This window comes from Stenotrophomonas sp. YJH_SMC_43 (assembly GCF_059372535.1).
The window spans coordinates 194373-212256 of the sequence record NZ_JCAFVQ010000001.1 but is presented as its reverse complement, the minus strand read 5'-3'; the positions used below and the strand labels follow the sequence as shown (position 1 = coordinate 212256).

The 17884-nt window shown below is 67.3% G+C and carries 18 protein-coding genes; 6 read left to right on the top strand and 12 right to left on the bottom strand.

The features are described 5' to 3' along the window. Nucleotides 1–140: 140 nt before the first annotated feature. From AC5QAH_RS00920 to prmB, 8 genes are all read right to left on the bottom strand, one after another. Nucleotides 141–797: a phosphoribosylanthranilate isomerase gene (locus AC5QAH_RS00920; RefSeq protein WP_010483057.1), complete on the bottom strand. Its 657-nt coding sequence runs from the start codon at nucleotides 795–797 to the stop codon at nucleotides 141–143. Beyond that, on the bottom strand, nucleotides 794–1564 hold the full coding sequence (truA, locus tag AC5QAH_RS00915; protein ID WP_010483055.1) for a tRNA pseudouridine(38-40) synthase TruA: 771 nt from the start codon (nucleotides 1562–1564) through the stop codon (nucleotides 794–796). The genes AC5QAH_RS00920 and truA overlap by 4 nt, the downstream gene beginning before the upstream one ends. A 32-nt stretch (nucleotides 1565–1596) precedes the next feature. Next, the gene (locus tag AC5QAH_RS00910; protein ID WP_032952441.1) at nucleotides 1597–1959 is read right to left on the bottom strand and encodes a VOC family protein; all 363 of its coding nucleotides are present in this window, start codon (nucleotides 1957–1959) and stop codon (nucleotides 1597–1599) included. A gap of 26 nt (nucleotides 1960–1985) precedes the next feature. Next, the gene (locus tag AC5QAH_RS00905) at nucleotides 1986–4049 is read right to left on the bottom strand and encodes a FimV/HubP family polar landmark protein (protein WP_049454953.1); all 2064 of its coding nucleotides are present in this window, start codon (nucleotides 4047–4049) and stop codon (nucleotides 1986–1988) included. A 130-nt stretch (nucleotides 4050–4179) separates the two neighbouring features. Further along, nucleotides 4180–5208, bottom strand: a complete 1029-nt coding sequence (locus tag AC5QAH_RS00900; RefSeq protein WP_010483049.1) for an aspartate-semialdehyde dehydrogenase — start codon at nucleotides 5206–5208, stop codon at nucleotides 4180–4182. Nucleotides 5209–5300: 92 nt separating this feature from the next. Beyond that, nucleotides 5301–6338: an NAD(P)-dependent oxidoreductase gene (locus AC5QAH_RS00895; RefSeq protein ID WP_049454955.1), complete on the bottom strand. Its 1038-nt coding sequence runs from the start codon at nucleotides 6336–6338 to the stop codon at nucleotides 5301–5303. Continuing rightward, nucleotides 6331–7434, bottom strand: a complete 1104-nt coding sequence (gene aroC, locus AC5QAH_RS00890) for a chorismate synthase (RefSeq protein ID WP_049454956.1) — start codon at nucleotides 7432–7434, stop codon at nucleotides 6331–6333. The genes AC5QAH_RS00895 and aroC overlap by 8 nt, the downstream gene beginning before the upstream one ends. Beyond that, nucleotides 7431–8360 (bottom strand): 50S ribosomal protein L3 N(5)-glutamine methyltransferase, encoded by a 930-nt coding sequence (gene prmB, locus AC5QAH_RS00885; RefSeq protein ID WP_010483043.1) that lies wholly within the window; start codon nucleotides 8358–8360, stop codon nucleotides 7431–7433. Before prmB ends, aroC begins: the two co-directional genes overlap by 4 nt. Before the next feature lie 122 nt (nucleotides 8361–8482). Between prmB and AC5QAH_RS00880 the strand changes: the two genes are divergently transcribed. Together AC5QAH_RS00880 and asd are read left to right on the top strand one after the other, a co-directional pair. After that, entirely contained in the window at nucleotides 8483–9133 is a 651-nt protein-coding gene (locus AC5QAH_RS00880; protein WP_010483041.1) for an SCO family protein, read from the top strand. Then, nucleotides 9130–9972 (top strand): archaetidylserine decarboxylase, encoded by an 843-nt coding sequence (asd, locus tag AC5QAH_RS00875; RefSeq protein ID WP_019336666.1) that lies wholly within the window; start codon nucleotides 9130–9132, stop codon nucleotides 9970–9972. The genes AC5QAH_RS00880 and asd overlap by 4 nt, the downstream gene beginning before the upstream one ends. Before the next feature lie 130 nt (nucleotides 9973–10102). On the opposite strand, the gene AC5QAH_RS00870 is transcribed toward asd, so the two are convergent. Together AC5QAH_RS00870 and AC5QAH_RS00865 are read right to left on the bottom strand one after the other, a co-directional pair. Further along, nucleotides 10103–10450 (bottom strand): ribonuclease E inhibitor RraB, encoded by a 348-nt coding sequence (locus tag AC5QAH_RS00870; protein WP_010483037.1) that lies wholly within the window; start codon nucleotides 10448–10450, stop codon nucleotides 10103–10105. A gap of 23 nt (nucleotides 10451–10473) precedes the next feature. After that, nucleotides 10474–12078, bottom strand: a complete 1605-nt coding sequence (locus tag AC5QAH_RS00865) for a transglycosylase SLT domain-containing protein (protein ID WP_049454958.1) — start codon at nucleotides 12076–12078, stop codon at nucleotides 10474–10476. A 122-nt stretch (nucleotides 12079–12200) separates the two neighbouring features. Between AC5QAH_RS00865 and AC5QAH_RS00860 the strand changes: the two genes are divergently transcribed. Then, complete coding sequence (locus AC5QAH_RS00860) at nucleotides 12201–13706, top strand: helicase HerA-like domain-containing protein (RefSeq protein WP_010483034.1); 1506 nt, start codon at nucleotides 12201–12203, stop codon at nucleotides 13704–13706. Nucleotides 13707–13787: 81 nt separating this feature from the next. After that, complete coding sequence (gene greB / locus AC5QAH_RS00855; protein ID WP_019336668.1) at nucleotides 13788–14294, top strand: transcription elongation factor GreB; 507 nt, start codon at nucleotides 13788–13790, stop codon at nucleotides 14292–14294. Nucleotides 14295–14381: 87 nt separating this feature from the next. Here greB and AC5QAH_RS00850 read toward each other — a convergent pair whose 3' ends face one another. Next, entirely contained in the window at nucleotides 14382–15221 is an 840-nt protein-coding gene (locus AC5QAH_RS00850) for a DUF3025 domain-containing protein (protein ID WP_049454960.1), read from the bottom strand. Continuing rightward, nucleotides 15218–16579, bottom strand: coding sequence for a 30S ribosomal protein S12 methylthiotransferase RimO (gene rimO, locus AC5QAH_RS00845; protein ID WP_012480900.1), 1362 nt, complete (start codon nucleotides 16577–16579; stop codon nucleotides 15218–15220). Before rimO ends, AC5QAH_RS00850 begins: the two co-directional genes overlap by 4 nt. A 203-nt stretch (nucleotides 16580–16782) precedes the next feature. Between rimO and AC5QAH_RS00840 the strand changes: the two genes are divergently transcribed. Both AC5QAH_RS00840 and AC5QAH_RS00835 read left to right on the top strand, forming a co-directional pair. Continuing rightward, nucleotides 16783–17454 carry a dienelactone hydrolase family protein gene (locus tag AC5QAH_RS00840; RefSeq protein ID WP_019338605.1) on the top strand — a complete coding sequence of 224 codons (672 nt, stop codon included), beginning with the start codon at nucleotides 16783–16785 and terminating at the stop codon, nucleotides 17452–17454. After that, nucleotides 17451–17873 (top strand): HIT domain-containing protein, encoded by a 423-nt coding sequence (locus AC5QAH_RS00835; protein WP_010483023.1) that lies wholly within the window; start codon nucleotides 17451–17453, stop codon nucleotides 17871–17873. The genes AC5QAH_RS00840 and AC5QAH_RS00835 overlap by 4 nt, the downstream gene beginning before the upstream one ends. The last annotated feature ends 11 nt before the right edge of the window (nucleotides 17874–17884 follow it).

The window sequence follows — 17884 nt, the reverse complement described above, 5'->3', positions numbered from 1 at the left end:
GACACGCACACGGCATCACACCCGGCCAGGTAAGGCTGGGCGCATTGTGTCCGATCAGATGTTCGGGGGGTGTCGACTTTTTGGCGCTGGAACCTGAATTGCCCGGAAGCGTGACTCACATCACACTAAGGTGACGCGGATCACTCCAGAACGGTGCAATCCGCGCGACGCACTTCCTCGACGAAGGTGCGCATCCTGTACCCGTCCTTGATGCCCGGCTCCAGTTCGATGCCACTGGAGACGTCCACGCCCCACGGCAGCGTCGCCAGCACGGCGTCGTAGACATTTTCCGGGTTCAGGCCACCGGCCAGCAGGAACGGCCGGTGCAATCCGGTCGGAACGCGGCCCCAGTCGAATGCCACGCCGGTGCCGCCGCCACCACCCGGGGCGTGGCTGTCGAACAGGAAGCCGGCAGCGCTGGGATAGCGTAGCTGCAGGGTGCGGGCGTTGACCTCTTCACGGCCCCCCATGGCGATCGCCTTCAGGTAAGGCATGTTGAAGCTGCGGCAGAAGCTCTCGTCTTCCTCACCGTGGAATTGCAGCAGGGTCGGCCGCACCGTGCGCAGGACCTCGCGCACTTCTTCCTTGCTGTTGTTGCGGAACAGCGCCACCACGTCGACCATCGGTGCGATCGCCTGGCGCATCGCGCGGGCCTCAGCCGGTGCGACCCGGCGGCTGCTCTCGCGGGCAAAGATGAAACCCACTGCGTCCACGCCCAGCTCACCGGCCAGGCGGACGTCGCCAGCACGGGTCATTCCACAGAACTTGATGCGCGTACGGTAGTAGGAACGGCTCATAGCGTGACCTCGGCGGGCAGATGCCAGTTGTCGGGGTACAGGGGCCCAAGGAACACCAGGCCCTGCGGCGGTGCGGTGGGACCAGCTACGGTGCGGTCGCGCCCGGCCAGCAGTTCGGCGATCCATTCCACCGGTTTTTCACCGCTGCCCACCAGGATCAACGATCCGACGATATTGCGGACCATGTGATGAAGAAATGCATTGCCACGTACTGCGACTTCGATCACTTCGCCATCGCGGCTGACCTGCAATGACTGCAGTTCACGCCGCGCATGCAGCGCCTGGCACTGCACCGAACGGAACGCGCTGAAGTCGTTCTCGCCAAGCAGGGCCTGGCCGGCGGCGTGCATCAGGGTCTCGTCCAGCGCCCGGCGCTCCCAGCTCAGGGTCTGCCGGTCCAGTGCCGGCCGTACCTCACGGTTGAGCAGCCGATAGCGGTAGCGGCGCGCACGTGCGGAGAAGCGGGCGTGGAAATCATCGGCCACCGGCACGCACCAGCGCACCGCGATCGAGCGCGGCAGGCGGGTGGTGGTGCCGAGCATCCAGGCGCGCGGATCGCGCACCACGTCGGTATCGAAATGCACGACCTGGCACTGGCCATGCACGCCGGCATCGGTGCGGCCGGCGCAGACCACCTGCAGCGGCGCATCAGCCACCGATGACAGGGCCTGCTCGAGGCTGGCCTGCACGCTGGGACCACCCTCGCCCAGGTTCTGCCAGCCCCTGAAATCGCTGCCGTCGTACTCGACGCCAAGCGCATAACGCATGTGCTACCTCGATGTTGCGGATGGGGCGGCGCTCAGGCCGGATCGCGTTCGGACCAGACCGCCAGTTCGTTGCCACCGGGCTCGACGAACTGGAAGCGGCTGCCACCGGGGAAGGAGAACACCGGGCGCACGATCTCGCCGCCGGCGTCGCGCACGGCGGCCTCGACCGGTGCCAACTGGTCGGCATACAGCACCAGCAGCGGTGCACCGCTGTCGCTGGCCCGCTGCGGCTGGCCACGGAAGAAGCCGCCCTGCAGGCGGCCATCGTCGAACGCCGTGTAGTCGCTGCCGTAGTCGACGAACGACCAGTCGAACACCTTCTCGAAGAAGGCGCGGCTGGCGGCCGGGTCGCTGGACGCGAATTCAACGTAGTCGATGCGGCGTTCGCGGCTCATGGCAAGGCCCTTGTCGGCAGGTTCGGTCACGGCAGGCGCGCCAGCAGTTCGCGGGCCTGGGCCTGGCTGTGCAGGTCGCCGCCTTCGGCGACTTCCAGCAACAGGGTGCGCGCGGTCTGTGCGTCGCCCAGATCGAGGTAGGCAATGGCCAGTTCCAGGCGCTCCTGGCCGGCACGTGGCGACCAGCCCGCGTCGCCGGCAGGCGCAGCCGCGCTCGACGCGATGTCGTCGGAATGAGAGGCCTCGACGGCGCCATGGTCGATGCCGTCGATGGCTTCGCGACGGGCGGCGTCCACCGGAGCCTCGTTCTCATGCGCGTCGGCCGGCAGATCGAACACGCCGCGGAACTGCGGCTGCTGTTCGGCATGCAGTGCGTAGTCCGGCACCACCACTTCGACCGGCGCCTGCGGTGCAACGCGCTCGTCCTGCAGCGGCTCGGCGACGACACCCTCGTCGCCGGTGGTTGCGGGATCGTCCCAGCGCGGCAGATCGGTCACCGCTTCGGGCAATGCCACCGCGTCCTCCTCGCGCAGCGTGTCGGTCTGCCAGCCGGCCCGCGCCAGGTCCTCGGCAACGGGTTCGGCGACCACCACGTCATGCACTTCGGTTTCGGTGGCCCAGGTGGGCATCGCCGGTTCCTGGCGGCCATTGTCGGCAACAGCCGACGACCATGAGGACTGCTCGGCCAGCGTATCCAGCGCCGCACCCGCCGGCACCGCCGCGGTCAGGCCGGCGGCATCGTCTTCCTCACGCAGCGGCGGCAGCGGCGACGGCTTGCGACGACGCAGCAGCCAGGCCGCGCCCGCCGCCAGCAGCAGTACCGGCAGCCCCAGCCAGTACCACGGCGTTGCCGCATCGCGGGCATCCGGTGCCTGCGCCAGGCGCTGCTGCGCGGCGGCCAGGTCGTTGTCCTTCATCGCGATCAGCGACTGCTGCTGTTCCTTGAGTTTCTCAAGGTCGGCCACGCGCTGCTTCAGCTCGCCGATCTCGGCATCGCGGGTGGCGATGTCCTCACGCGCCTGGCGCAGTTGTTCGTTGCCCAGCATGTCACCCTCGCTGCCGGCAGCGGTGCCGGTGGTTGTGCCCGCGTGCGCGGCGTCGGACGCCAGCGCCGGAGCGATCTCAAGTCGTGCCCCGTTGGCGGCAGGCGGGGAAGAAGCGTTCGTGGTTGCGGCCTTGGCGACCGGGGCGACGGTACCCGCGGGTTGCGGCACGGTACGCGCCTGCCGCCATTGCGCAGCGTGCTCGCGCACGAGCGTCGCCGCTTCGGCGGCGTCGACCGCAGCAAGCGCATCGCTGCCTGGCATGCGCAGCACCGCCCCCTGCTTGAGCAGGTTGACGTTGCCCCGGATGAAGGCTTCGGGATTGGCACGCAGCAGGGCGATCATCGCGCGGTCGCGACTGACCTGGTTGCCACGTGCCACTGCACTGGCGATCTGCGACAGGGTCTGCCCGCGCTGCACGGTGATGCTGCCATCGGCCGCCGGTGCAGCAACCGGCGCGGAGGCCGCACGCGGTGCAGGCACCACCGCAGATGGCGGCGTACCGGGCGTCTCTGCTGCCGGCACTGTTGCCGAAGCCGAAGCCGAAGCCGGTGCAGGTTCGCGCACGATGGTGTTGGAGAGCGTGCCGGCCGGTGCGACGATCTCCGGCTCGGCCACGGCCAGCGCACTGGGCGGCGCATCGACCAGCGCCGAGTACTCACGCACCAGGCGGCCCTGACCCCAGTCGGCTTCGATCAGGAAGCTCAGCGACGGCGTCTCCACCGGTGCCTGCGAGGTGACGCGCACCACTGCCCTGCCCTGCGTGTCGCGGGTCAGTTCGAACTGCAGTTCACTGACCAGTCCGGTTGGCCGCTGCAGGCCGACACGTTCGAAGGTGACCGGTGAGGCAAGCGCCACGCGCAGGTTTTCCAGCTCGGACGGATCGGCCGAGACCACCGGGATTTCAGCCAGCAGGGGCTGGCCCGGCTTGGACAGGACCCGGATGTCACCCAACCCCAGGGCGAGCGCCGAACTGCTGGCCAAGGCGAGCAGTGCGGCGGACAGATAGGTGAGCGGGCGCTTTGCGCCCTTGGCCCGTTTATTCATGGGCGACACTATAAAGCGTGCGGACCGGGGTCCGCACCCATGTAGAGCCGAGCCCATGCTCGGCTGCATGGCCTGAGCCGAGCGTAGGCTCGGCTCTACAGAAAAGGCCGGGCATTGCCCGGCCTCTCCATCAGCGCTGCTCGGCGGCGACCAGCTCCGCCAGCTGCACGGCATTCAACGCCGCGCCCTTGCGCACGTTGTCCGACACGATCCACAGGTTCAGGCCGCGCGGGTGCGACAGGTCCTCACGGATACGGCCGACATACACCGCATCGGTGCCCGAGGCGTGGGTGACCGGAGTCGGATAACCACCGGCTTCATGGCGGTCCACCACTTCCACGCCCGGCGACTGTTCCAGCAGCGCGCGCGCTTCGGCCACGGTCACCTTGTCGCGGGTTTCGATCGCCACCGATTCGGAGTGGCCGTAGAACACCGGCACGCGCACCGCGGTCGGGTTCACCAGGATGCTGTCGTCACCGAGGATCTTGCGGGTCTCCCAGATCAGCTTCATCTCTTCCTTGGTGAAACCGTTGTCCTGGAAGTCATCGATGTGCGGGATCAGGTTGAAGGCGATCTGCACCGGGAAGCGCTGCGGATCGATCTCCTGGAAGCTCAGCAGCTGGCCGGTCTGCTTGCCCAGTTCCTCGGTTGCCGAACGGCCGCCGCCAGACACCGACTGGTAGGTGGAGACGTTGATGCGCTCGATGCCGTACTTGCGGTGCAGCGGTGCCAGTGCCACCAGCATCTGCATGGTCGAGCAGTTCGGGTTGGCGATGATGCCGCGCGGACGGTTGGCGACCTGCTCCGGGTTGACCTCGGACACCACCAGCGGCACGTCATCGTCGTAACGGAAGGCCGAGGAGTTGTCGATCACCACAGCGCCCGCTGCTGCGAACTTCGGCGCGTATTCCTTGGACACGCTGCCGCCGGCCGAGAACAGGGCGATCTCGACGCCGCTCGGATCAAAGGTAGCCAGGTCCTGGACCTTGACCTTCTGGCCGTTGAACTCGATCTCGCCGCCGGCCGAACGCTCGGAAGCGAGAACACTCAGGGTACCGACCGGGAAATCACGCTCGGCCAGGATCGACAACATGGTCTCGCCGACCGCACCGGTGGCACCGACGACGGCGACGTGGAAACTGCGCTGTGCATTGCTCATGGGGGAAACTCTCACGAAAACGGGAATGGGGAAGAAACACGCACGACAGCTGGGTTCGGGGAACCTCCTCAAGCGGGGCGCGCGGAGGTTCCCTATCGTTTCCCGGTTTTTTTGCCCAGAGTCACGCGCGCGGCCATCGCCGCGTCAGCGTTGATCGCGCTCGGCATGCGCGACGGGCCGCCGTCCAGACCGAGCCCGGCAACCAGATTATCCACGGCCAGCTGTACCATCGCCGTGCGCGTGGCCAGCGAGGCGCTGCCGATATGCGGAGTCAGCACGACATTGCGCAGCGCCAGCAGTTCGGGGCGCACCTTCGGCTCGCCTTCGTAGACATCCAGGCCGGCAGCGGCCAAGCGGCCGTGGGCCAGCGCATCGGCCAGCGCGATCTCATCGACCAGGCCACCGCGGGCGATGTTCACCAGCGTCGCCGACGGCTTCATCTTCGCCAGCGCGGCGGCATCGATCAGATGGTGCGAGGCCGGCGTGTACGGCAGCACCAGCAGCAGGTGGTCGGACTGTGCCAGCAGCGTATCCAGGTCCACATAGGTGGCGCCCACTTCCGCTTCGGTCGCGGCCGGCAGCTGCGAGCGGTTGTGGTACAGCACCTTCATGCCGAACCCGTGTGCACCGCGGCGGGCAATGCCCTGGCCGATGCGGCCCATGCCGAGGATGCCCAGCGTGCTGCCGTGGATGTCGGCACCGAGCATGGTCTGGAACGACCACTGCTGCCACTGCCCTTCGCGCAGCCAGCGCTCGGATTCAGTGATGCGGCGTGCAGTGGCCATCAGCAACGCGAAGCCGAGATCGGCGGTGGTCTCGGTCAGGACGTCCGGCGTGTTGCTGGCGAGGATGCCGACCGCACTGAGCGCGTCGACATCCAGGTTGTTGTAGCCAACGCCGACATTGGCGATCACCTGCAGCTGCGTGGCATCGGCCACCTGCGCTGCACCGATGCGCTCGTTGAGGGTGATGATGGCGCCGTCGGCGCTGGCCAGCTGTTCGGCGATCTGGTCGGGCGACCAGGCGGTGACGGTGTCGGTGGTGCGCAGCTGCACGCGATCGCGCAGCGGCGCGATGGCCGCATCGATCAGCGGCTGGCTCACCCATACCGTCGGCCGCGTATCAGCCATCAAGCTGGCCGGGAATGCGCGGAGTGATGGTGCCGACATCGCCGCACTGCGCGCGATGGCGCAGTGCCTGGTCCATCAGCACCATCGCCACCATCGCCTCGGCGATCGGTGTGGCGCGGATGCCGACGCAGGGATCGTGGCGACCGGTGGTGACCACCTCGACCACGTTGCCGGCCGTGTCCAGCGACGGACCCGGCAGGCGCAGGCTGGAGGTCGGCTTCAACGCGATCGAGGCGACCACCGGCTGGCCGGTGGAAATGCCACCGAGGATGCCGCCGGCATGGTTGCTGGCGAAGCCCTGCGGGGTCAGCAGGTCACGGTGCTCGGTGCCCTTCTGCGCTGCGCTGGCGAAACCGTCACCGATCTCCACACCCTTCACCGCGTTGATGCTCATCAGCGCGGCGGCCAGTTCGCCATCGAGCTTGCCGTAGATCGGCTCGCCCCAGCCCGGCGGCACGTTGTCGGCGACCACGTCCACGCGCGCACCGACCGAATCACCGGACTTGCGCAGCGCATCCATGTACGCCTCCAGTTCCGGCACCTGTGCGGCGTGCGGCCAGAAGAACGGATTATCTTCCACCGCCGACCAGTCGAAACCGGCCGGCGTGATGTCGCCCAGCTGCGACAGGTAGCCACGCACGGTCACGCCGAAGCGCTCGGCCAGCCACTTCTTGGCGACCACGCCGGCGGCCACGCGCATGGTGGTCTCGCGTGCCGAGGAACGGCCGCCACCGCGCGGGTCGCGGATGCCGTACTTGTGCCAGTAGCTGTAGTCGGCATGACCCGGCCGGAACTGCTGGCCGATGTTGGCGTAGTCCTTGCTGCGCTGGTCGGTGTTGCGGATCAGCAGCGCGATCGGGGTGCCGGTGGTCAGGCCCTCGTACACGCCGGACAGGATCTCGACCTCATCGGCTTCGCGACGCGCCGAGGTGTGGCGGCTCTTGCCGGTTGCGCGACGCTGCAGGTCGTGGGCGAATTCGGTCGCGTCCAGCGCCAGCCCCGGCGGGCAGCCATCGATCACGCAGCCGATGGCCGGCCCGTGCGACTCGCCGAACGTGGTGACGGTGAACAGCTTGCCGAACGAATTGGAGCTCACGGGCGCTGCGCCGCCAGTTCGGTGATGCGGGCGCTGTGGGCGATCAGCTCGCGGCATTCGACCGCGAAGATGCCCATCTGGCCGACCTTGAATTCGATCCAGGCGAAATCGACTTCCGGCAGCAGCTTGACCAGATGCTGTTCGGACTCGCCCACTTCACAGATCAGCAGACCGTCTTCGCTCAGGTGCAGCGGGGCATCGCGCAGGATCTTCAGCACCAGGTCCAGGCCGTCATCGCCGGCACGCAGACCCATCTCCGGCTCGTAGGAGTATTCCTGCGGCAGGGCATCGGTCTCGTCGTTGGTGACGTACGGCGGGTTGGTGACGATCAGGTCGTAGTGGCGGCCGGTCAGGCCGTTGAACAGGTCCGACTTGAGCAGGGTGACGTTGTGCGCCTGCAGGCGTTCCTTGTTCTCTTCGGCCAGCGACAGCGCGTCGTCGCTCAGGTCGACGCCATCCACTTCCCAGTTCGGGTAGTAATGGCCCATGGCGATGGCGATGCAGCCCGAACCGGTGCAAAGATCCAGCGCGCGGCTGACATCGCGGCCGGCCAGCCACGGCTCGAAGCCGCATTCGATCAGTTCGGCGATCGGCGAACGCGGCACCAGCGCGCGCTTGTCGCTCTTGAAGCTCAGGCCGGCGAACCAGGCCTCACCGGTCAAGTAGGCGGCCGGGATGCGTTCATCGATGCGACGCTGGAACAGTTCCAGCACGCGCAGCTTTTCGGCCTGCAGCAGGCGCGCCTGGCCATAGGCCGGGCCCAGATCGTGCGGCAGGTGCAGGCTGTGCAGCACCAGCTGGGTGGCCTCGTCCAGCGCATTGTCGTAGCTGTGACCGAAGGTCAGCCCGGCTTCGTTGAAACGGCTGGTGCCGTAGCGGATCAGATCGATGATCGTGTGGAGTTCGGCGGCCGTTTCAGCGGTCATGGCGGTACTGCGGGCAAAGTGGCCCTCGATTATAGGGGCTGGCGCCCGCGGCGGCATCCGTTGCGGCAGAAACGATCGGGCCGCAGCCGGTATGATGGAGCCCACTTCGCGCGGGGGCTCCCATGTTCAATCGCAACGCCGGCATCATCCTGCTGATCGCCCTGGCGGCGGGCCTGGGCCTGCTGGCCGCCCAGCAGGTGTTCGCGCCGAAGCCACCGGCCAACGCCCCGGCCACCGAAGCGATCACGCTGTACCCGCAGCCGCGCGAACTGCCCGACTTCAACCTGGCCCAGTCCGACGGCACCCGCCTGATTCCGGGCGAGCTGAAGGGCCACTGGACCCTGGTGTTCCTGGGCTTCACCTTCTGCCCCGACGTCTGCCCCACCACTCTGGCCGAGCTGGCCGGCGCGCAGAACCAGTGGGAGGCCCTGCCCGACAGCCTGCGCCCGCGCGTGCTGTTCATCTCGGTCGACCCGGACCGTGACAGCGCCACACGCCTGGGCGAGTACGTGCACGGCTTCCACAAGGACACCCTGGCCGCCACCGCCGATATCCCGTCGCTGGAGCGCTTTGCCACTTCGCTGGGTTTCGTGTTCCAGAAGGTGCCGGGCAAGCACTTCGACGAGAACCCTGAGGATTACACCGTCGAGCACTCGGCCAGCCTGGCCGTGCTCGACCCGCAGGGCCGCCTTGCCGGCCTGGTGCGGCCCCCGTTCAACGCGCCGGCCATTGCCCGCGACCTGCAGAAGCTGACCGAGAAAACCGCCCCATGAGCCTCACCACCGCCCTGACGTACGCCCTGCCCCACCGCCTGCTGTCCTCGATGGCGCGTTCGCTGGCGTACTCGGACGATCCGCGCGTGTCGCGCTGGCTGATCGACACCGTCACCCGCAAGTTCAACGTCAACCTGGACGAAGCGGCCAACCCGGACCCGCGCAGCTATGCCACCTTCAACCAGTTCTTCACGCGTGCGCTGAAGCCGGGGGCGCGCGTGGCCGATGCCGATCCGCGCAGCCTGGTGATGCCGGCCGACGGCCGCATCAGCCAGCTGGGGAAGATCGAGGCCGGCCGGATCTTCCAGGCCAAGGGCCAGTCGTTCACCGCCGCCGAACTGCTGGGCAGCGACGAAGACGCCAAGCCGTACAACGACGGCCTGTACGCCACCGTGTACCTGTCGCCGCGCGATTACCACCGCGTGCACATGCCGTGGACCGGCACCCTGCGCGAGACCGTGCACGTGCCGGGCCGCCTGTTCAGCGTCGGCCCGGCCGCGGTGAACGGCGTGCCGCGCCTGTTCGCCCGCAACGAGCGCCTGGTCTGCCACTTCGATACCAGCTTCGGCCCGATGGTGAGCGTGATGGTCGGTGCACTGCTGGTGTCCGGCGTGGAGACCGTATGGAGCGGTGAGGAGATCCCGGCCTACGGTGACCGCATCACCCGCAAGGATTACCGCGGCCAGGGCATCCAGCTGGAGCGCTTCGCCGAGATGGCGCGCTTCAACTACGGTTCGACCGTGATCGTGCTGCTGCCGCCGGGCGTGGCCGAGTTCGCGCCGCAGCTGGGCGCCGAAAGCCCGGTGCAGCTGGGCCAGGCACTGGCGACGCTGCGCTGACAAAAAGGGGACGGAGGGGATTGAGTCGTTTATGCATCAACGACTCAATCCCCTCCGTCCCCTTTTCCATGCCATGCGTGGAGGGAATCAACGGAATACCGGCCAGCGGCCGGCACGACCGGCATGCGCGTTACTGCAGGGCCGGGGCTGGACCTACGTCCATGCCGTCGTAGTCTTCCACGCCCTTCTCCGCGGCCAGCGCCGCGAACTCCTGGTTGCGACGGTCCAGCGAGGCTTCGTCGTGAATCTCCACACGCTCCACATGCAGCACGTGGAACGGCGCGTCGCCTTCTTCCGGCTCCTGCTCGAACAGTTCCACGAAGGAGTAGCCCTGCGCCTGCAGATGGTCAGCCAGTACCTGCAACGGCTCAGCAGTGGAATGCACGAAGAAATACCCCCACAGCAACGGGCCGGTGATGTCCCAGTCGGTGTTTTCGCGGAGGTTGGCGAACAGGTTGCGGGTGTCTTCGAGGTCCATGCGGATTCCAGGGGTCGGGAGGATTACTTGTCGCAGCCCTGCAGCTTCAGCGTCTGGCCGTGGCGCAGGCTGTAGGCCGGGGCCTTCAGGCCGTTGGCGCGGGCCAGGGTCGGCACGTCGCACTGGAATTTCGCGGCGATGGCGCCCAGGGTCTCACCCCGGCCCACCTTGTGGCTGCGCACCGGCTTCGGCCGTGCCGGCGGGCGCGGCGTAGCTACCGGAGCGGCCGGTGTGGTCGGCACGCTGGTGGACGCGGCGGCATCGGCCACCGGCACCACACCGCCCACGGCCACGCTGCCGGTGTAGCTGGCAGCGGTCGGACGCTTGATCGCTGCGTTCAGATCGGCGGTGATCAGCGTGCGGGCCAGATCGGCACGCGGGCCGCTGACGCAGTTGCGCTGGTACAGGCCGGCGATGCGGGTGGTGGCATTGATCAGCGTGCCGGCCGGAATCCAGCCGTCGGCTTCATAGCGCGGGTTGAGGTTGCGCAGCGCGCGCATGTAGCCATCGCGGGTGCCGTGGCTGCCCAGGCAGATGGTCAGTTCGTAGATGGTAGTGGACTTGGCCAGGCGCAGCGTGGCCGGCTGCGCGCTGATCTTCGGGAATTCCACGCCGTACTGCTGCGGGTGCAGGAAGATCCAGGCGGCGGCGATCACCATCGGCACGTAGTCCTTGGTCTCGCCCGGGAACTGGTTGTAGACGCTGTCGGTCCAGAAGCTCTGGCCAGCACTCTGCTTGAACACGCGCGCGGCACGGCCTTCACCACCGTTGTAGGCGGCCACCGACATTTCCACGTTGTTGTTCAGCTCGCGTAGACGCTCGTTGAGGTAACTGGCGCTGGCCTCGGCGGCGCTGCGCGCGTCAAAGCGCGTATCGAAGCCGGTGCCGTCCGGGCCGAGGCCGAAGCGGCGACCGGTGGCCGGCATGAACTGCATCAGGCCGGCGGCGCCGGCGCGCGAGGACGCATGCACGCGGCCGTTGGACTCCTTGGCCATGATGCCGAACAGCAGCGCCTCGGGCAGGCCGCGCTTCTCCCACTCCGGCCACATCACCACACGCAGGTTCTGGTAGTTCTCGTAGCTGGTCAGCAGCGCGGGACGCATGTCGGTCAGCCAACGGCGGATGCCGGCCTGCACGGCCGGGTTGTACTCGACCATGCTGTCGAAGGCATGCCGCTTGTCGTTGAGCAGCGCGGCGGCGCGCGCGGCCTCCGGCACGTCGGCGGTGAGCGGGCCGATATGGTCGGGGTCGGCTTCCAGGCGGTCACCGCCCTCGTCGGCCACGTCGTCGCTGGCAGCGGCATCAGCGTCGTGCTTGAGCAGGCGCTTGTAGCTGGCAAGCAGGGTGCCCATCTGGCAGCCCTTCTGCTTCACGCAGTCGTTGAGGACATCTTCCATGTCTTCCAGCGCGGCATCGGCCTCGTTGCTGCCCTTGGGGTCGGCATTGGCGACCAGCAGCAGGGCGTCGCTGTAACGCTTTTCGGCGACGGTCATGCGCTGCTGCAGCGCATCCACCTTCACCTTGTCCCGGGCCGAAACCCGCTGCGCATGGGCGTCGGGCGCCAGGGAAACCAGGCCGGCCAGGGCCAGCAGCGGCCAACCGCGGGAAATCAGGACAGGAACGGGCATTGATGGCACTGTGTGCGAAACAGGCAGGCAGAGTAGCGGCGCCGCCAAGGTCCGGGCAAGCCGACCTTCGGCCCGTCACCGCCGGCGGTTAACATTGGGCTATTCACCACAAGGGCTGGACCATGGATCCGATTCTGCTCGGCAAAGGCATTACCGACGATATTGCCGTCACCCTGCTGCCGAAACTCGGCAACCGCCACGGCCTGGTGGCCGGCGCCACCGGCACCGGCAAGACGGTCACCCTGATGACCCTGGCCGAGGGCTTCTCGCGGCTGGGCGTGCCGGTGTTCCTGGCCGATGTTAAGGGCGATGTGTCCGGCCTGGCTGTTCCCGGGACCGGTGCCGAGAACCTGCTGACGCGTGCTGCCGAGATCGGCGTGGCCGACTATGCGCCGGCCGCCAGCCCCACCATTTTCTGGGACCTGTACGGCAAGCTCGGCCATCCGGTGCGCACCACGGTCAGCGAGATGGGCCCGACCCTGCTGGCGCGCATCCTCGAGTTGAACGACACCCAGTCCGGCGTGCTCGACATCGTGTTCAAGCTGGCCGATGACCGTGGCCTGCTGCTGCTGGACATGGACGACCTGCGCGCCCTGCTCGGCCTGGTGGCCGAGGAGCGCAAGGACATATCCACCGAGTACGGCCTGGTCAGTGCGCAGTCGATCGCCGCGATCCAGCGTTCGGTGCTGCGCCTGGCGCAGGATGGTGGCGAGAATTTCTTCGGCGAACCGGCGCTTGAGCTGGCCGACATCATGCGGGTCAATCACGACGGCCGCGGCGTGATCGGCATCCTCGCCGCCGACCAGCTTGTGCTCAAGCCCAAGCTGTATTCCACCTTCCTGCTGTGGCTGCTGTCGGAGTTGTTCGAGCAGCTGCCGGAGGTGGGCGACCTGGACAAGCCGAAGCTGGTCTTCATCTTCGACGAGGCCCACCTGCTGTTCGACGACGCACCGCCGTCGCTGGTGCAGCGCATCGAGCAGGTGGTGCGCCTGATCCGCTCCAAGGGCGTGGGCGTGTATTTCTGCTCGCAGTTCCCCGACGACGTGCCGGGCAACATCCTCGGCCAACTGGGCAACCGCGTGCAGCACGCGTTGCGTGCGTTCACCCCGCGCGACCAAAAGGCGGTGAAGACCGCGGCCGAAACCTTCGTACCCAATCCGAAACTGGACGTGGTGAAGGTACTGAGCCAGCTCGGCACCGGTGAAGCGCTGGTATCCACCCTGCAGGACAAGGGTGTGCCGATGCCGGTGCAGCAGACGATGATCGCGCCGCCGCGCTGCCGGATGGGACCGATCACCGAGACCGAGCGTACCCAGGTGCGTGCCGGCAGCCCGGTCGGCAGTCGTTACGACACGGCGATCAACCGTGAATCGGCCGCCGAACTGCTGGCCCAGCGCGCGCAGAAGACGGTCGAGCAGGCGCAGGCGCCGGCCGCCCGCAGCCGCGAGCAGGACGAAGCGCAGGAAGGCGGTTTCGGCCAGGCGATCAAGGATGCGATTTTCGGCACCAAGCGCCGCCAGGGCATGATCGAGACGATGGCCAAGCAGACCACGCGCACGGTCGGCACCAAGCTGGGCAACCAGATCGTGCGTGGCCTGTTGGGCGGCATCTTCGGCGGCAAGCGCTGATTCACCGCCACTGGCGGTCAGAGCTCTTTCCACGGGAAAGGGCTCCGACCCCATCGTTCCCCTGAAAAGAAGTCTTACCGCATGTCCCGTTGGCGTCCCCCCGCAGAAAAAAGCACGGCCCTGATCACCGCCTCCGGCCACGCACGGCTGAAGGCCGAACTGGATGACCTGTGGCGGGTGCGCCGCCCCGAGGTGGTGAAGGCACTGGCCGCAGCCGCCGCAGAAGGCGATCGTTCGGAAAACGCCGAGTACACCTACCGCAAGAAGCAGCTGGGCGAGATCGACCGTCGCGTGCGCTACCTGACCAAGCGATTGGAATCGCTGCGCGTGGTCGACACCACGCCGACCGATCCGCAGGCGGTGTTTTTCGGCGCGTGGGTGGAACTGGAGAACGTGGACAGTGGCGACACCAGCCGCTATCGCATTGTCGGCCCGGACGAGACCGATGCAGGCCTGGGTTGGATCAGCATCGATTCGCCGCTGGCACGTGCGCTGCTGAAGAAGCGGCTGGATGATGAGTTCTCGGTAGAGCTGCCCGGCGGGCAGTTCACCTTTGCGGTGATCGGGGTGGAGTACGAGCCTGTGTAGCGTCGAGCATGGCTCGACTGCCTGCCCTTTGTAGAGCCGAACCCATGCTCGGCTGATGGGCAAACGCAGCCGAGCATGGGCTCGGCTCTACAACGGCAACCCCACCAGCGGCAACGGATACTGGCGACCGGCACGCAGCGGGCGGAAATAATCGGCATTGCGATAGAAGGCGGAATCCTGCACGCCATGCCAGCCGGGAATACCGGCCAATGGCAGGGGCCGCAGCTGCAGCGGATCGGTCACTGCCCTGCCCTCGGCGATGGCCGCGGTCACTGCGTCAACGCAGGCATCATCGACTTCGTCGCGCACCACCACGCACTTGCCCACCAGACGGCGTTCCGGCAGCAGCGCCTGCTCCATCAGCGCGTGCCCGAATACCGCAGCGATGGCGATATCGCCGCTCAGCCAGTGCGCTGGCTCGAACAATGCATGCCAGTCATGCCCATCCCACGCACGCATAAACGAGTCATCGCGCACGCGCACGATCACGCCGGTCTCGTCGAACTGGGTCAACGCGGCCTGCGCACGGTTGCGCTGGCCCGGCGGCATCGCCTCGATATGCCGGCACTGCTGCACATTGAGGGCCTGCTTGAGCTGCGGGTAACGGGCCCACACCAGTGCATTGAACAGGTCGTGCCAGTTGTCGGCGCGGGTGGCGATAAGCCCCTGCGCGATGCGGGCTTCGTAGTGCAGGCCGTCGGCCAGCAGCGCGGCATCCTGCTCGACCAGGTGCTTGCCGGGCAGCGTGAGGCGTGCCGCGAGCGCTGCAATGGACGGCCACTCCGGGCCTTCCAACAGATCACGAACGTCGCGCAATCCGGCAAACACCGGGTGCGCGAACACTTGCGGATCGACCGCCGCACGCGGCGGCGGCACGAAGCGGCGGACACCGCTGCCGTCACCGGCGGCGGTCGTCGCTGTGGTCACAGCATCTTGAGATCGAATGCCGGGCGGGTAGCGGCCGGCAGCGCGTCACCGTACAGGTCGTGCTCGTCGCTCTCGGTGATTTCCACGTCGACGAATTCACCCACGCGCAGCGGCACCTGGTCGGCATTCTGGATGTGCACCAGGCCATCGATCTCCGGGGCATCGGCCTTTGAGCGGGCCACGGCGATATCGCCTTCGATGGCGTCGACCAGGCACTGCTGCACGGTGCCGATTTTGGCTTCCAGGCGCGCAGCGGAAATCTGCGCCTGCTTTTCCATGAAACGGGCCAGCCGCTCCTGCTTCACTTCCTCCGGTACCGCATCGGGCAGGTCGTTGGCGGTGGCGCCTTCCACTGGCGAATAGGCGAACGCACCGACGCGGTCCAGCTGCGCTTCGTCGAGGAACGACAGCAGCTCTTCGAACTCGGCCTCGGTCTCGCCCGGGAAGCCAACGATGAAGGTCGAACGCACGGTGATGTCCGGGGCGATACGGCGCCAGTTCTGTACGCGCTCCAGGGTCTTCTCGACCGCGCCGGGGCGCTTCATCAGGCGCAGGATGCGCGGGCTGGCATGCTGGAACGGAATGTCCAGGTACGGCAGGATGCGGTTCTCGGCCATCAGCGGCACCACCTCGTCCACGTGCGGGTACGGGTAGACGTAGTGCATGCGCACCCACGCATCCAGCTCGGACAGGCCTTCGCACAGCGCCTTCAGGCGGGTCTGGTAGGCCTTGTTGCGCCACATCTTCTCGGCGTACTTCACGTCCACGCCATAGGCCGAGGTGTCCTGCGAAACCACCAGCAGCTCGCGCACGCCGCCCCGCACCAGGCGCTCGGCTTCGCGCAGCACCTCATCCACCGGGCGCGAGACCAGCTTGCCGCGCATCGACGGGATGATGCAGAAGCTGCACTTGTGGTTGCAGCCCTCGGAAATCTTCAGGTAGGCGTAGTGGCGCGGGGTCAGCTTGATGCCGTAGTCGGGCACCAGGTCCACGAACGGATCGTGCTTGGGCGGCAGCGCTTCATGCACCGCTTCCATCACGCTCTGGTAGTCCTGCGGGCCGGACACCGCCAGCACGTTGGGGTACGCCTCGCGGATCTGCTCCGGGCGCTTGCCCAGGCAGCCGGTGACGATGACCTTGCCGTTCTGGTTCATCGCCTCGCCGATCGCGTCCAGCGATTCGGTCACTGCCGAATCGATGAAACCGCAGGTGTTGACCACCACCACGTCGGCCGAATCGTAGGACGGCACGATGTCGTAGCCTTCCGAGCGGAGCTGGGTAAGGATGCGTTCGGAATCGACAAGGGCCTTCGGGCAGCCAAGGCTGACGAAGCCGACTTTGGGGTTCAGCTGGGACATGGAATCGCGGGACTCTGGGGGCCTGGGCCCCTGCCGCCGTGGCAGGGGTTCCTGGGGGCCGGGGCCTGAAAGGGCGCCAGTATACCGGGGTTGGCGGCCGCGCTCTGAATGGCCAGCCGCCCGATCCCGCACAGCCGCTGACATCGCGCTAACCCACGCTGCACCGACAATGCCGTTCTGTTCCCCACAACGAGATGGAAACGATGGCCGAGTGGATCACCCTGGATACGCATCACGGCCCGGTACGGGCCTGGCAGGCCCTGCCGGAGGGCACCCCGCGTGGCGGGCTGGTGGTGGTGCAGGAAATTTTCGGCGCCAACCCGCACATCCGCGGCGTAGCGGAGCGCTTCGCGGCCGAAGGCTACGCGGTGCTGGCGCCGTCGTTCTTCGACCTGGTCGACGGTGCAGAAGCCGATCCGGATGCCCTGCCCTATGACGCCGAAGGCGTGAAGCAGGGCCTGGAACGGGTGACCGCACTGGGCATGGAGAAGGCGCTGGAGGTCGTGCGTGCAGCCGCCACCCGGCTGGCGCCCCAAGGCAAGGTCGGCACGGTGGGCTACTGCTGGGGCGGCACGGTGGCGATGCTGTCGGCCCTGCGCCTGGGCCTGCCCTCGGTCAGCTATTACGGTGCGCGCAATGTCCAGTTCCTGGATGAGACGCCCAAGGCCCCGGTGATCTTCCACTTCGGCGCCCAGGACAAGAGCATCCCGCCGGAGGCGGTCCAGGCCCATCGCGAGAAGCTGCCGCAGATGGCCACCTTCGTCTATCCGGCCGACCACGCCTTCAACCGGGAGGTCGGACATGCGTATGATCCAGACAGCGCCACCCTGGCGCTGCAACGCACCCTGGACTTCTTCTCGGAGCATCTTGGATGAGCGATTTCGAACTCGATTCACGCCTGGCCACCGATAGCGTGCTGGTGGCCGAAGGACCGTTGTCGCAAGTGCGGCTGATGAACGACGAACGATTCCCCTGGCTGGTGCTGGTACCGCGCTTGGCCGGGGTGACCGAGTGGATCGAGCTGGACGGCGAGCAGCAGGACAAGCTGCGCACCGAGCTCAACCGCGCCTGCAAGGCCCTGAAGGGCGCCGACGGGGTGGAGAAGATCAATATCGGTGCGCTGGGCAACATCGTGCGCCAGCTGCATTTCCATGTGATCGGCCGCCATGACGGCGACCCCGCGTGGCCGGGCCCGGTCTGGGGCAGCGGCCCCGCGCACCGCTACGAGCCGGGTGCGCTGGACCAGCATGTCGCCTACTGGAAGGAACGGCTAGGATATCCAGCCCAGTCCTGAGCGTTTGCCGA

Coding starts and splice junctions, on each gene's coding strand:
- truA (WP_010483055.1), bottom strand. CDS start 1,564: ATGCGTTATGCGCTTGGCGTCGAGTACGACGGCAGCGATTTCAGGGGC.
- AC5QAH_RS00900 (WP_010483049.1), bottom strand. CDS start 5,208: ATGAGCAATGCACAGCGCAGTTTCCACGTCGCCGTCGTCGGTGCCACC.
- AC5QAH_RS00920 (WP_010483057.1), bottom strand. CDS start 797: ATGAGCCGTTCCTACTACCGTACGCGCATCAAGTTCTGTGGAATGACC.
- rimO (WP_012480900.1), bottom strand. CDS start 16,579: ATGTCCCAGCTGAACCCCAAAGTCGGCTTCGTCAGCCTTGGCTGCCCG.
- AC5QAH_RS00910 (WP_032952441.1), bottom strand. CDS start 1,959: ATGAGCCGCGAACGCCGCATCGACTACGTTGAATTCGCGTCCAGCGAC.
- AC5QAH_RS00905 (WP_049454953.1), bottom strand. CDS start 4,049: ATGAATAAACGGGCCAAGGGCGCAAAGCGCCCGCTCACCTATCTGTCC.
- AC5QAH_RS00880 (WP_010483041.1), top strand. CDS start 8,483: ATGTTCAATCGCAACGCCGGCATCATCCTGCTGATCGCCCTGGCGGCG.
- AC5QAH_RS00895 (WP_049454955.1), bottom strand. CDS start 6,338: ATGGCTGATACGCGGCCGACGGTATGGGTGAGCCAGCCGCTGATCGAT.
- AC5QAH_RS00865 (WP_049454958.1), bottom strand. CDS start 12,078: ATGCCCGTTCCTGTCCTGATTTCCCGCGGTTGGCCGCTGCTGGCCCTG.
- AC5QAH_RS00835 (WP_010483023.1), top strand. CDS start 17,451: ATGAGCGATTTCGAACTCGATTCACGCCTGGCCACCGATAGCGTGCTG.
- AC5QAH_RS00870 (WP_010483037.1), bottom strand. CDS start 10,450: ATGGACCTCGAAGACACCCGCAACCTGTTCGCCAACCTCCGCGAAAAC.
- greB (WP_019336668.1), top strand. CDS start 13,788: ATGTCCCGTTGGCGTCCCCCCGCAGAAAAAAGCACGGCCCTGATCACC.
- prmB (WP_010483043.1), bottom strand. CDS start 8,360: ATGACCGCTGAAACGGCCGCCGAACTCCACACGATCATCGATCTGATC.
- AC5QAH_RS00860 (WP_010483034.1), top strand. CDS start 12,201: ATGGATCCGATTCTGCTCGGCAAAGGCATTACCGACGATATTGCCGTC.
- AC5QAH_RS00840 (WP_019338605.1), top strand. CDS start 16,783: ATGGCCGAGTGGATCACCCTGGATACGCATCACGGCCCGGTACGGGCC.
- asd (WP_019336666.1), top strand. CDS start 9,130: ATGAGCCTCACCACCGCCCTGACGTACGCCCTGCCCCACCGCCTGCTG.